Source organism: Bacteroides sp. CACC 737 (assembly GCF_013874375.1).
Lineage (GTDB): Bacteria > Bacteroidota > Bacteroidia > Bacteroidales > Bacteroidaceae > Bacteroides > Bacteroides uniformis.
In genome coordinates this window covers 3,259,508-3,273,857 of record NZ_CP059408.1, presented here as the reverse complement: position 1 = coordinate 3,273,857, position 14,350 = coordinate 3,259,508, and the positions used below count along the sequence as shown (strand labels likewise).

9 protein-coding genes are annotated in these 14,350 nt (G+C 47.2%); 3 read left to right on the top strand and 6 right to left on the bottom strand.

Going from position 1 to position 14,350, the window contains the following annotated elements; translation table 11 throughout:
• Positions 1-12 precede the first annotated feature (12 nt).
• From H1A11_RS13925 to H1A11_RS13915, 3 genes are all read left to right on the top strand, one after another.
• The gene (locus H1A11_RS13925) at positions 13-2,349 is read left to right on the top strand and encodes a glycoside hydrolase family 3 protein (protein WP_005824986.1); all 2,337 of its coding nucleotides are present in this window, start codon (positions 13-15) and stop codon (positions 2,347-2,349) included.
• A 238-nt stretch (positions 2,350-2,587) separates the two neighbouring features.
• Positions 2,588-4,129: a glycine--tRNA ligase gene (locus H1A11_RS13920; RefSeq protein ID WP_005824984.1), complete on the top strand. Its 1,542-nt coding sequence runs from the start codon at positions 2,588-2,590 to the stop codon at positions 4,127-4,129.
• A gap of 68 nt (positions 4,130-4,197) precedes the next feature.
• Complete coding sequence (locus H1A11_RS13915) at positions 4,198-4,842, top strand: FKBP-type peptidyl-prolyl cis-trans isomerase (RefSeq protein ID WP_005824983.1); 645 nt, start codon at positions 4,198-4,200, stop codon at positions 4,840-4,842.
• Between the two features lie 144 nt (positions 4,843-4,986).
• On the opposite strand, the gene H1A11_RS13910 is transcribed toward H1A11_RS13915, so the two are convergent.
• The 6 genes from H1A11_RS13910 to H1A11_RS13885 form a co-directional block, all read right to left on the bottom strand.
• Positions 4,987-6,882, bottom strand: a complete 1,896-nt coding sequence (locus H1A11_RS13910; protein ID WP_005824982.1) for a serine hydrolase — start codon at positions 6,880-6,882, stop codon at positions 4,987-4,989.
• A gap of 28 nt (positions 6,883-6,910) precedes the next feature.
• A complete protein-coding gene (gene murQ / locus H1A11_RS13905) occupies positions 6,911-7,720 on the bottom strand; it encodes an N-acetylmuramic acid 6-phosphate etherase (protein ID WP_005824981.1) in 810 nt (269 codons plus the stop codon).
• 46 nt (positions 7,721-7,766) lie between these two features.
• Entirely contained in the window at positions 7,767-8,606 is an 840-nt protein-coding gene (locus tag H1A11_RS13900; RefSeq protein WP_005824980.1) for a BadF/BadG/BcrA/BcrD ATPase family protein, read from the bottom strand.
• A 129-nt stretch (positions 8,607-8,735) separates the two neighbouring features.
• On the bottom strand, positions 8,736-9,920 hold the full coding sequence (locus H1A11_RS13895; RefSeq protein ID WP_008662773.1) for an acyltransferase family protein: 1,185 nt from the start codon (positions 9,918-9,920) through the stop codon (positions 8,736-8,738).
• Between the two features lie 33 nt (positions 9,921-9,953).
• Positions 9,954-12,914, bottom strand: a complete 2,961-nt coding sequence (locus tag H1A11_RS13890; protein ID WP_181757345.1) for an FAD-binding and (Fe-S)-binding domain-containing protein — start codon at positions 12,912-12,914, stop codon at positions 9,954-9,956.
• A 176-nt stretch (positions 12,915-13,090) separates the two neighbouring features.
• On the bottom strand, positions 13,091-14,332 hold the full coding sequence (locus tag H1A11_RS13885) for an exo-beta-N-acetylmuramidase NamZ domain-containing protein (protein WP_005834674.1): 1,242 nt from the start codon (positions 14,330-14,332) through the stop codon (positions 13,091-13,093).
• Positions 14,333-14,350: the final 18 nt, after the last annotated feature.

Below are 14,350 nucleotides of genomic sequence, written 5' to 3'. Positions count from 1 at the left end.
TCTGACTAGGCTATGAAAAAACAACTGTTTTATTTGCTGTTGGCTGCAGGCGTGTTGAGCGCTTGTGGCCCTGCGGCTCCTCAATTGGGTAAAGATTCTGTTGAGGATGTTATTGGTGCCATGACTTTGGAAGAAAAGGCACATTTGGTTATCGGTACCGGAATGGTGGGTACTTCGGGTGACAGTACGGTGATTGGCACTACAAAGAAGTTGGTTCCCGGTGCAGCAGGTACTACTTATCCGATACCCCGTTTGGGAATTCCTGCCATTGTGTTGGCTGATGGACCTGCAGGTTTACGTATAGATCCTATCCGCGAAGGGGATTCTGCTACTTATTATTGTACACATTTTCCTATCGGTACGTTACTTGCTTCTACTTGGAATCAGGATTTGGTAGAGGAAGTTGGAAAATCAATTGGTAATGAAGTGTTGGAATATGGTGCGGATGTTTTACTGGCTCCTGCTTTGAATATCCATCGGAATCCTTTGTGCGGGCGTAATTTTGAATATTATTCCGAAGACCCGTTGGTGTCTGGCAAGATAGCTGCTGCATATGTTAGAGGGATACAGAGCAACGGAGTGGGAACTTCCATCAAACATTTTGCTGTTAACAACCAGGAAACCAATCGGAATGCTAATGATGCTCGTATCACTCCTCGTGCCTTACGGGAAATCTATTTGAAGGGGTTCGAAATTGCAGTGAAGGAATCGGCACCATGGACAGTAATGTCCTCTTACAATCATATTAATGGCACCTATGCTTCTGAGAATACAGACTTGCTGTCCACTTTATTGCGTGATGAGTGGAATTTCGAGGGTATGGTGGTAACTGACTGGTTTGGAGGGAAGGATGCCGTGGCTCAGATGATAGCAGGTAATGATATGCTCCAACCGGGAAGGGCTAACCAGTATGATATGATTATCGAAGGGGTGAAATCCGGAAAATTGGATGAATCCATACTGAATCGTAATGTGAAGCGTGTTCTTGAACTTATTCTCCAAACTCCTCATTTTAAAGAATACAAATATTCCAATAAACCTGATTTGAAGGCGCACGCAGCAGTTACCCGCCAGTCAGCGACTGAAGGAATGGTTTTGTTGAAGAATAATAACGAAACCTTGCCATTTGAAAGGAAGGTCAGAAATATAGCTCTTTTCGGGTGTACTTCCTATGATTTCATAGCAGGAGGTACCGGCTCAGGTAATGTGAATCGTGCCTATACAGTCTCATTATTGGATGGTTTGAAGAATGCTGGATACCAGATAGATGAAGCATTGAAGGCCGATTATGAACAGTATATTGAGGCCGAGAATAAGAAAAATACTCCTGACTCGTCTCAGCCTTTCTCCAGATTTATGCCGGTACCTCGCCCGACAGAACTTATCCCTACTACAAAGGTGTTGTCAGAACAAGTTGCTAAAGCGGATGTTGCATTGGTTACGCTGGGACGTACTTCCGGTGAATTTGTAGACCGTAATGTCAGTGATTTTGAACTGAGTGAGGAAGAATTGCAACTGCTGAAGTCCGTCAGCCAAGCTTTCCATGCTGCTGGGAAGAAAGTGGTGGTGGTATTGAATATCGGAGGTGTAATTGAAACAGCTTCTTGGAAAAAACTACCGGATGCTATTTTGCTGGCTTGGCAGGCAGGACAGGAGGGTGGAAATAGTGTGACGGATGTGTTGAGCGGTAAGGTATCTCCATCGGGTAAGTTGACAATGACTTTCCCGAACAAGTTGATGGACGTTGCTTCTTCGACCAATTTTCCTATGGATGCTAGGGCTAATACAGATGTGAGGAATAAGGAGGACAAAAGCTCTTCAGTGAAGAATGTAGACTATACGGATTATGAAGAAGATATTTTTGTCGGTTATCGCTATTTCGATAGTTTCGGAAAGCAAGTGTCTTATCCTTTCGGCTATGGTCTTTCGTATACAACATTCGAGTATGTCAATCCGTCTGTCAAAGTTGATAATGGTATATATTCTGTTTCTATTGATGTGAAGAATGTTGGTAAGTTTGCAGGGAAAGAGGTTGTTCAGCTTTATGTCTCCGCTCCCAATAGGTTTCAGATGAACAAACCGGAAAAAGAACTTAAAGCTTTTACCAAAACTAAGGAATTGAGGCCAGGTGAGACTGTTACTGCCACTTTGAAACTGAACACTACGGATTTGGCTTCTTATGATGAAGCTTCTTCTTCATGGGTAGTGGATGCTGGAAATTATAAGTTTTTGATTGGAACCTCTTCCAAGGATATTAAGGCTGTACTTGATGTTGATGTGGTATCAGTTGTGGAAAAAACAAATGACATATTGAAACCACAAGAGACTGTTAATACGATAAAACGCTGAAGGTGAGTATAATATTATTCTTGGTTGTGATTAGGTTGATTTGTAGTGCTTAGGTAAATTAATTGTAATTGGGTAAAATTGGGAAAGAAGCTGCCTCGGAGTTATGAGGTAGCTTCTTCTTTTATTTGGTAATAAGATAAATTAATACCCTCCGTGTCCTACTTACGATATAAATCCCTATCTTTGTGGCGCTTTTTAGCTGAAAATAAGATTCAAATTAATTTAGATACAACAGAAAATGGCACAAGAAGACGTTTTTAAGAAACTCGTATCACACTGTAAGGAATATGGTTTTGTGTTCCCTTCCAGCGAGATTTATGATGGACTGGGAGCTGTGTATGACTATGGTCAGATGGGTGTGGAACTGAAAAATAACATCAAGCAATACTGGTGGCAGAGTATGGTGCTGCTGCACGAAAATATTGTCGGTATCGACTCAGCAATCTTTATGCACCCCACCATCTGGAAAGCCAGCGGACACGTAGATGCTTTCAATGACCCTTTGATTGACAACCGCGATTCCAAGAAACGTTATCGTGCCGATGTGTTGATAGAGGACCAGCTTGCTAAGTACGATGACAAGATAAACAAAGAAGTGGCCAAAGCTGCCAAGCGTTTTGGTGAGGCTTTCGATGAGGCTCAGTTCCGCAGTACCAACGGTCGTGTGCTGGAACACCAGGCCAAACGTGATGCCTTGCATGAACGTTTTTCCAAGGCTTTGAACGATAATAATCTGGACGAACTCCGTCAGATTATCCTTGACGAAGAAATCGTTTGCCCTATCAGTGGCACAAAGAACTGGACAGAGGTACGCCAGTTCAATCTGATGTTCTCAACTGAAATGGGCTCTACCGCCGATGGTGCCATGAAGATATACCTTCGCCCGGAAACGGCACAAGGTATCTTCGTAAATTACCTTAATGTACAGAAAACCGGTCGCATGAAGATTCCTTTCGGTATCGCCCAGATTGGTAAGGCTTTCCGTAACGAAATTGTAGCCCGCCAGTTCATCTTCCGTATGCGCGAGTTCGAGCAGATGGAAATGCAGTTCTTTGTGAAGCCGGGTACAGAGCTTGACTGGTTCAAGAGTTGGAAGGCTACTCGCCTGAAATGGCACAAGGCGCTGGGCTTCGGTGATGACCATTACCGTTATCACGACCACGACAAACTGGCCCACTACGCTAATGCTGCTACAGACATTGAGTTCTTGATGCCTTTCGGTTTCAAGGAAGTAGAGGGTATTCACAGCCGTACAAATTTCGACTTGTCCCAGCATGAGAAGTTCTCCGGCAAGAACATCAAGTATTTCGATCCGGAAACCAACGAAAGCTATACCCCGTATGTCATCGAGACTAGTATCGGTGTAGACCGCATGTTCCTTAGCATCATGTCGGCTTCCTACTGTGAAGAGACGTTGGATAGCGGTGAATCCCGTGTTGTCTTGAAGTTGCCTGCTGCACTGGCACCGGTGAAACTGGCCGTAATGCCGTTGGTAAAGAAAGATGGTCTGCCCGAAAAAGCGCGCGAAATCATTGACAATCTGAAGTTCCACTTCCATTGTCAGTATGATGAGAAAGATTCTATTGGTAAGCGTTACCGCCGCCAGGATGCCATTGGTACTCCGTACTGTGTCACCGTGGATCATCAGACTTTGGAAGATAACTGTGTGACACTGCGTAATCGTGACACCATGCAGCAAGAGCGCGTGGCTATCTCTGAACTGAATAATATTATTGCAGACCGTGTAAGCATCACATCGTTGCTGAAAACCTTGCAATAAAGCGGTTATGGAATAGACCGGTGCGTGAACAAACTGAAATAGTAAATAGTAAAATAGTAAAATAGTAAATGAAAAAGTCCCTTTTGTTTTTGCCTTTCTTGCTGTTGCTGGTGGGTGCTTTTATCTCTTGTGAAGAAGTGGAAGAGGCTGGAAAGTATGATAATTGGAGAGAACGCGGCGAGGCTTTTGTTGACTCGATAAAAAGGCTGACTGGCGAGAATTATGTCGCCACAGCAGAGCAGGCCGATGCTATGGAACTCGGGAAACTGTATGCCATACAGACGACTGCAAGCACTTCTGAAGGTGCTCAGTATGTCTATTGCAAGAAGCTTGTGAAGAATGAGACGGGTGAACGCCCGTTGTATACGGGTTATCATTCAAAGGTGAATGCTTATTATTATGGGACTTATGTGAATGGCGAAGAATTCGACGGTTGCTTTGACGGTTATAGTGCTATTGACCGCGATATACCTATTCCTCCGGTAAAAGAACCTACGGTTTTTGATTCATTCGTGGATTTTGAAGTTTCGGGTGTCGTTGCCGGTTGGGCAGCTGCCTTGCAGCTTATGCGGATGGGTGAGCGGTGGATGTTGTATATCCCTTATCAAAGCGGATATGGTATAAATGATTATACTGCTCCTTATTCTACAAATACAATCCCCGGAGGCTCTCTGTTGACGTTTGACTTGCAACTGGTTAGCTTTGCCGAATGAGATAAAAGAGGGTGTGTGCCGAAACGCCCCGAATATAAGAATTCCCCCTGCTATAGATGTCTATGGCAGGGGGAATCTAGTTAATGGAGAGATGTCTTCTTTAGCCTGTTGGTAGTGTGGCAGACGTTCGGAGACTGGTTCGTTTTATATTTTCTTCTTAATGGCCTTTACCCAGATTTTGTATCCATCCTCATTCAAATGCAGTCCGTCGCCGGTCAACTCACTGCGTAGTACATTTGTTCCCTTCTCTGTAAATAGTGGAAAAAGATTGATATAGGCAATGCCTTCCTCTTTGGCAAACGCCTCCAGACGGGAGTTGATTTCAGGAACCATATCTGTCTTTCCAGTCAGTTTTTTGTATCGGCCGAAACTTTCATTGAAAGGGAGTAGGCTTTGTAGGTAGAGTTTTGTGTCGGGAGATTCTTTCCGGATGCGTTCCACCGTCATGCGAATCATGTCTACAATACTGTCTGGTGCCAAGTCATGGGAAATGTCATTGACTCCGATAAGCAGGAACAGCTTGGCGGGATGTCCGGGAAGTATCTGATGCAGGCGGTCATAGATACCCATCACTTCATCACCGATGATGCCGCGATTACGTACATTCTTCTTACCAAGACGGGCAGACCAGTCACCGCCACCTTCAGTCAGGCTATTGCCAAGCATGACGATGTCCTTGCTTGTAATGGCAGGCTCATCCATAAACTGTAGGAAACGTTTGTAGTAATGGTCTGTATAAATACGCGGAATGGGGTAGATGGAAGCCGCCACAGCGTTGGCAACCAATGAACGCAGGCGAACTACGCTGTGTCCGTCTTCCGGATGTACGGCGTTGATAAGGAGTATGACGGAAGTGTCATTGTCCGGATCGATAATGATGGAGGTACCCGTGTAGCCGGTATGCCCATAGGTATTAGGACCAAACAAATCTCCATTGTTGGAGGCATAGGCTGTAAAATTATCCCAACCGAGAGTGCGTCCCAGACTGGCGGTAGTGCGTGGCACAGTACGCATGGCTTTTACACCCAGCGGACTCAGGATGCGGCGTCCGTTCCATTCACCTCCGTTTTGCAGGGCTGCGCAGAGTATGGCAATATCATCAGCACAAGAGAATACTCCTGCATTACCGCTGATACCTCCGTTCATGACACGTGCCAGCGGGTCATGAACTTGTCCGCAGAGAACTTGTCCATTAGGTTGCTTTTCAGTGGGGGCAATGTTATTCAATTGAGAATTGCGAATTGAAAATTGAGAATTGGCTACGTTGTTTTCCTTGTGTCCTTGTTTTCTCGTTCCTTTGTCAACTATCGTAATCCAGTTACCATCCTTATCACGTTGGCAAGGCAGATAGTCGGTATGCTCCATGCCGAGTACATCAAATAGGTTTTCACGTGCAAAGTCACGCAGGCTCTGTCCGCTTATAGTCTCGATAATGTGCTGCAAAGTGATGAAGTTGAGGCAACTGTATTGAAAATCAGTCTGCGGCTTGAAGTCGCGTTTACAAGTAGCAATATATTCCATAAGCCCATCAGGATTGGGAGAACCGTACTGCTTTTCTAGCTCGGCTACCGGTGCATAGGGAGGAAGACCGGAAGTGTGTGTCATCAAATCGGCAATGCGGATTACCTTTTTCTCTTTGCCGTCTTCGCTTTCCCAATTCTTGAAATGGGGTATGTAGAGGCTGACGGGGTCCAGCATACGGAGCTTGCCGCGTTCTGCCAGTATCATCGTACATACGGCGGTCGACATGGATTTGCTGCAAGATGCCATATCAAAGATAGTATTGGCAGTCATAGGCTCCACATTGGGATAAATACGCTTGTTGCCGTAAGCTTTCAGATAGGCCATCTTGCCGTTACGTACTACAGCAAGTACGGCACCGGGAATATCCTTGTTGGAGATGGCTGTTTCAATCGCTTCGTCAGCATACATCAACTTGCGTGAGTCCATTCCCACTTGTTCAGGGGCTACGCGTTGCAAGGGTTGCGCGGTGGCAGCTTGCAGACAAAGAGAAAAGAGAAAAAAATATATTGCTTTCATAATAAAGGAATTTAAGAGTGAGTAATAGCTAAATCCGGTACGCATCCACTGCCTTTTTCACCGAACCGTGCATCAACAGCAGCGCCTTGGCTTTGCCATAGTCCAGTCCGAGTTCCTCTACAATCATACGGGTACCACGGTCCACAAGCTTTTTGTTACTGAGCTGCATATTCACCATTTTGTTGCCTTTCACGCGTCCCAACTGTATCATGACGGAAGTAGTAATCATATTCAGTATCATTTTCTGTCCTGTTCCCGATTTCATGCGTGAGCTTCCCGTCACATATTCAGGCCCTACAATCATTTCGATGGCTACATCTGCCTCTGCTGCCATTGGAGAGTCCGGGTTGCTGGTGATACAGCCGGTCAGTATGCCGTGTTCGCGTGCCTCGTGCATGGCACCAATCACGTAGGGGGTGGTACCGGATGCAGCAATACCGATGACCGTATCCTTATCTGTAATATTGCGTTCCGTCAACTCTTCCCAACCGCGGTGAATGTCATCTTCGGCATTCTCTACCGGATTTCTCAATGCAGTGTCACCACCGGCAATCAAGCCGATAACCAGCGTGGGGGGCATACCGAAAGTCGGTGGAATTTCCGAAGCGTCGAGTACGCCCAGACGTCCACTGGTACCCGCACCCATGTAGAAGATGCGTCCGCCTTGTTTCATGCGGGGCACAATCTGGGTTACCAACTTTTCTATTTGAGGGATTGCCCTCTGTACGGCAAGCGCCACTTTCTGGTCTTCGGTATTGATGTCTTCCAGAATTTCACGGACTGATTTCTTTTCCAAGTCATTGTAGAGCGATGGTTGCTCTGAGATTTTTACGAACATAAGGCTATTTACTATTTGACGATTTACTATTTACGATTTGTCACTTTCAGTTGTGATATTTGATGAGTCCTTCCATGGGGCTCTTGATGATTGCACCCAGTTGGATACCCATTTCTTTGGCAGCTTCTGCCAGAACTTCCTTGTAATAGAAGGCTACGGAACCGATGAAATGTACTTTTTGATGCTGATAGTCTTCATATTGCATGACATTGCGTTTAAGGAATGCCTTAAAGCTGTTCAGTACCAGAGCGCGTACACAAGGTTCACCCAGATTCTGTGCAAGAAATGGTGACAAGCTTGCCAGGAAACGGTTGGGGAAAGGTTTACGGTAGACACGGTCGATGATATCAGCAGGTGTCAGGTCGAACTGTTTGAGGAATTTCTCTTTCAGCTCGGGTGTCATCTGATTTTTCAAGATATCGCCTACCAACAGTTTGCCCAAGCAGGCTCCGCTGCCTTCGTCTCCCAAGATGAATCCCAGAGGAGATACATTGGTGACAATGCTTTTTCCGTCATAATAACATGAGTTGGAGCCGGTCCCCATGATGCAGGCAATGCCTGAGTCATGTCCGCAGAGGCCACGTGCGGCAGCCAGCATATCGGTATTGACTTCCACTTCATTTTTCACACTGAGGTGTTTGGTTATGGCACGGTGCACCATACTTATCTTGTCGGGAAATCCGCATCCTGCACCATAAAAGTATACGGCATCCAGCTCACTTGTCTTCAGCTGAGGTAATAGCGCTGTTGCTATTTCATTACTGATTTCCTCTTCCGACTGAAAGAAAGGGTTCGTCCCTTTCGTGAATATCTGTTGGAGAAGTACTCCATTCTCTACAACACACCAATCGGTCTTTGTAGAGCCACTGTCTGCTATTAGAATCATATAAATAATGTTTAATGATTAGGGATTAGGGGTTAGTGATTAAGGATTAGTGATTAATGGTAGGTGATACTGTTTCTTAATTATAGGCAACGTATTAATCACTAATCCTTAATCACTAACCCCTAATCCTTATATTTTGATATATATTTTTCGTTTGTACAACTGGTAGCCGATACACCAGTTAATGGCGATAAACAGCAGGGCAAAGGCAAGGGAACCGGCGGTTTCACCGAAAACGGGCATGAGGACTATATTGTATAAGAATCCGTGTATGCTGATGCTGCTGTTTCCCCACGGGAAACTGATACTACCGAAAAGTATGCTAAGTACGCCGCCCAATACATACATGAACAGCGGATTCACACCGAATGCCTCGAAAAACATGCTCCACTTCTTATAGCCTTTCACATCAATAATCCAGATAAGCAATGCCAGAAAACTGGATGCCAGTCCGCAAGTGACGAGTACGTAGGTAGGAGACCATATTTTCTTGTTGATGGGGCAGCCGTAGCTTAGCAGGAAACCGGAGAAAGTAAGGATAACACCTACCAGCAACAGTGTGATAAGCTGCGAATTGAGAAATGAGGCACGGTCTTCCGACTTGTTGCCATCCAGCATCAGCCGCCCTACACAGAAGCCCAGCAACACATGTGCAATGGCAGGAATGGTGCTTAACAAACCTTCGGGATCTATGCCGTTATCCTTGTACATGTGTGCAGGGGTCAGGATGGCACGGTCTACCACGGAAAGAATGTTTGTTTCATTATAGGCGAAACCGTTGCCGCACATCAACAGTATGAAGTAGCCTGTCAATAGGCCGGCTATCAGATAAGGTATATGTTTATGCTTCATGGTTAGTGCAATGATGGAGGCTGCTCCGTAGCAAAGGGCCAGCCGTTGCATGACACCCAGAATACGGATACGGTCGAATGTCCAGACGGAAGCCCATAGCTTCTCTCCGAAACTGAGGTCGTCCGGAGCGGAGGCCCAGTAATAGCAGAAACGCGAGAACCAGCCGATAGCCATGCCTATAAGGAAAATGACGATGGTGCGTTTCAGTATCTTCATGCCGGCGGCGTGGCTGAACTCGAAGTTGTATTTCTTCAGGGAAATGTATGTGGAAATTCCCATGATAAACATGAAGAAGGGAAAGACGAGGTCGGTGGGGGTCAGACCATTCCACTCTGCATGCCGCAAGGGGGCATAGATATGTCCCCACGAACCGGGGTTGTTTACCATAATCATACCTGCGATGGTGACACCACGGAGAATGTCGAGTGCAAGGATGCGTTTACTTACTTTTGTACTGTTCATTGTAATATTTGTGTGTTAAGTTAATTATCAATCCTAATTATCAGTTGCCTTTGTACATTCGTCTACCAGATAGGCAATGGATACATAGGGGATACCTGAGTTTGTTGTCAATCCGATTTCACAAGTACGGCTGTTAGAGTAGCCTATATTCACTCCGGACGCTTCTATTTGCGGGCGGAGTTTGCGTAGGGCGTACGAGTTCAGCTCAGGATAGGTGAATCCCCGGTCTCCGGCAAAACCGCAGCAACCTACTTCTTCCGGCACGATGACTTTACTGGAGCAAAGGCGTGCAAGGGCTATAATGGTATCTGCCAGTCCCATTTTCCGCATGGAGCAGGTGATGTGGATTGCTACGGGGCGGTTAATAGGTGTGAAAATCAGCTTCTCACGTAAGAATGTATAGATGAATTCTGCAGGTTCATACAGTTTCATCTTCTTGATACATTCGCGCATGCGGTGCAGACAAGGGCTTTGGTCACAGAGGACGGGGTATTTGCCTTGTTCGCTGGCTTCCCAAAGTGCGGCCTCCAGTTCGGCTGTCTTGCGATCGGCAATGTCCAGCATCCCTTTACTTTCCCAAATGGTGCCACAGCAAAGCTTGTCCATATCTTTCGGGAAGATGATTTCGTAACCGGCTTTTTGCAACAAGGACACCATTTTATTTACCAATGGCTGCTCTACGGGAGACTTCTTTGCCAGACCCATAGTCTGGTTGATGCAGCTGGGGAAGTAGACGACTTTGTAGTTACGAGTTACAGAGCTACGAGCTACAAGTGCTGCGCTATTATGCTGCATAGTGCTTGTAGCTTGTAACTCCGTAGCTTGTAACTGATAACTTTTCGGCATAGCCGGCGTCCATAGAGGTATGCCTAATGCATTGTGCAGCCCCTTGGTAATGCCGCTCATCGCCTTTGTCCCTAATAGTGAATGTCCGAAGTTGGCTAAGGACAATACGGGACGCAGTGCACTCTTGACACCAGCGAAATGATTGGCGACAAAGTCTCCGGCTTTGTATCCCAGACTGCCTTTGGGTAATGCTTCCTGGCGGATTATATGGGTAAGGTCGCCCGTATTGATACCCATCGGGCACGACATGGAGCAGAGGCCGTCTCCGGCACAAGTCTGGTTGCCGGGATAGCGGTATTGTTTTTCGAGCAGTGCAAGGCGTGTCGGGTCCTCGCCGCTTTGTTTCAGCCGGGATATTTCGCGCTGCAACACGATACGCTGGCGCGAGGAAAGGGTAAAGCCGCAGGAGAGACAGTTGACTTCGCAGAAACCGCACTCGATGCATTTGTCAGCTACGAGTGACGTAGCTTGTCTCTTGTCACTCATCACTAATAAAGGCAGCGGCTTGAAGTTCTTGATATGGCATTGCGGGTCATCATTGAAAATGACACCGGGGTTTAGCAATCCTTGTGGGTCAAACAGCTCTTTGACGGCTTTCATGGCTTTGTAGGCGTCATCTCCCCATTCATGGCGGACAAAGGGAGCCATATTCCGGCCCGTGCCATGCTCGGCTTTTAGGGAACCGTCATATTTATCTACTACCAAGGTCTTGATGTCATTCATCAAGTCTTCGTAGCGTTTCACTTCCGCTTGGGTACTGAAGGACTGGTTGATGATGAAGTGGTAGTTGCCTTCGAGAGCATGGCCGTAGATGCAGGCGTCATTATATCCGTGGCGGGCTATGAGCTGTTGCAGTTCTGCCGTTGCCTCCGGAAGGTCTTCAATGTGGAAGGCGATGTCTTCGATGAGGCAAGTGGTTCCCGGCTGGCGCGTACCTCCCACAGAGGGGAAGATGCCGGAACGGATGGCCCAGTATTTGGAATATTCCTCCGGACGGTCGGTGAAGCGTACCGGAATATAGGTGGTGAAGGCTTGCAGGCAAGCTTCAATGGCAGATATGTTCTGTTGCAGTTCTTCCGGGGTACGGGCTTTGGTTTCGGTCAGCACTGCTGTCAACCCGGTTTCGTCGCCGGGCTCCACGCCGGGGAGGGCAGAGGAGGCAACTTCGCCTTTGTATTTTAGGAATACGGGGTCGTTGACGGAAGAAAGGCTTTTATAGTCTAGCATTTCAGCCCCTTTTACTGTCCATTCGCCGGTTTCGTCGACCAGCTTCTTCATGGCTACCACAGCGCGGCTCGCTTCTTTGATGGTCTTGAAGTAGAGCATAGCGCTGGCCTTGTAGGGATAATCATATTCAGTCTTCATCGTCACTTCCGAAAGGAACGCCAGTGTACCTTCGGAACCTACCATGAGGTGGGCAATGATTTCGAATGGGTCGTCGAAACGGACGAAGGGCAACAGATTGAGCCCGGTTACATTTTTGATGGAATATTTGTAACGGATGCGTTCGGCCAGTTTTTCGTTGGTACGTATTTCATCGCGCAGTTCGCAGATGCGGCGAATGAAGTCACGGTGACTCACTTCGAAGGAGGCGCGGCTGACGGGATTTCCGGTATCCAGCAGGGTACCGTCCATTAGGATGATACGGGCGGAAACAAGCACCTTGTCGCTATTGGCGTGCGTACCGCAGTTCATGCCGGAAGCATTGTTCATGACAATACCGCCTACCATGGCGCTTTTCACCGAGGCGGGGTCCGGTGCAAACTTACGGCCGTAGGGAGCCAACAGTTCGTTCACACGTTGTCCGATGATGCCCGGTTGGAGGGTTATCTGTTCGTAGTCGGCGGATATGCTGTATTTTTCCCAATTCTTACCGGCTACGATGAGGATGGAGTCACTAATGGCTTGGCCCGACAAACTGGTCCCTGCCGCTCGGAAGGTGACGGGCAGCCCGTGGCGGCTCGCCAGTTTCAACAGTTGTGAAACTTCATCTTCGTCTTTCGAACGGATTACAATCTGGGGAACCAGTCGGTAAAAACCGGCATCCGTACCCCAAGCCAGCCGGCGAAGTTCGTCGGTGTAAATCCTTTCCTGCGGAATGAATTGTTTTGCTTCCTGCAGGAAAGCCATGTAACTATGCTCTTTCATGTTCACTTTTTTTTATTGCATCACTTCGCTTCAAAGTGCTCTGTAAACGTGTCTTACGAGGGGGTACATTCAGTCGTATACTGAATATATTTAAGTATACGACTGAATGTGGTTCTGTATACGACTGAAATAGTCTCCGTATCAGGCTCTTTTCCCTTCCTTATTTATCTGTAAATTTATTTATATAAATAATACTTTTTCGACAACTTACGGAAGTCTTCGGCATCTTTATACCAGTAGTCGCGTATGTCCTCCCAACGGTTCCGTTTCGAGAAGCGCTCGCGTATCTGCCGCGAACCGCTTACTTTGTCGAACATGTTGAAACGTCCCTTGTCGGCATGGTCAAACACGGCACGGTCAGGATAGAGGGCGGCGACTTCCTGCATGACCAGGAATTGCAGGTCGCTCAACGGTGCTTTGCCGAAATCCATGATGTGCACTTGCACACCTTGCAGCAACTCGCCTTTGCCTACACTATAGAACGGCTTTAGGTACATCGGTCTGAAGATGACCCCCGGTACGTTCAGACGGTTCAGGTTTCCGGCCAGCTTTTCCGCTTCCATCCATGGTGCGGCAAACATCTGGAACGGAATGGTATACCCCACGCCGATAGACATATATCCTAGTTCGCCCAGAATGCCGCTGACGGGGTAGAAGAATGCAGAATGAGGATGTGGAATGTGTGGAGAGGAGGGAACCCATTGCAGTCCGGTTTGGGTATAATCCATCTTGCGTTTCCAGCCTTTCATCTTCACTATGTGGAGATTACATTGTTCCCCATCCTTCAACATCTTCTCGCCATTGAGCATCAGTGCCAGCTCACCGCAAGTGAGGGCGTAAAGGTACGGAATTTTAAACTGGCTTACAAAAGAAATGCAATCATCTTCAACCAAGTTGCCTTCAATCTTCAATCCGCCTACGGGATTGGGCCGGTCCAGCACAATGAATTCCTTGCCGTTTTCGGCAGCGGCTTCCATGGCCAGTCCCATGGTGCTGATGTAGGTAAAGGAACGGCAACCGATGTCTTGGATATCATACACTAATACATCCACATCTTTCAGCATGTCCGGCGTGGCCTTGCGGGTCTTTCCGTAAAGCGAATAGACGGGCAGTCCGGTAGTCGCGTCTTTGATGTCCGTCACATGGTCGCCTGCGTGCACATCGCCGCGCACGCCGTGTTCGGGGCCGTAGAGTGCCACAAGGTTCACGTTGGGCGCCTCGTGCAGGATGTCAATGGTGGACCTCATCCGGTTGTCCACCCCCGTCGGGTTGGTAATCAATCCTACACGCTTACCTTCCAGGCATCGGAAATTCTGTTCTTTCAGTACCTCGATACCGGTCTTTATTCTGATCTTCTGTGCTTGCATCGCACCTCCGCAAAGGAGGCAGAGCAAGGATATAATAATAGTCCTCTTCATAACCAATCACTAAATATT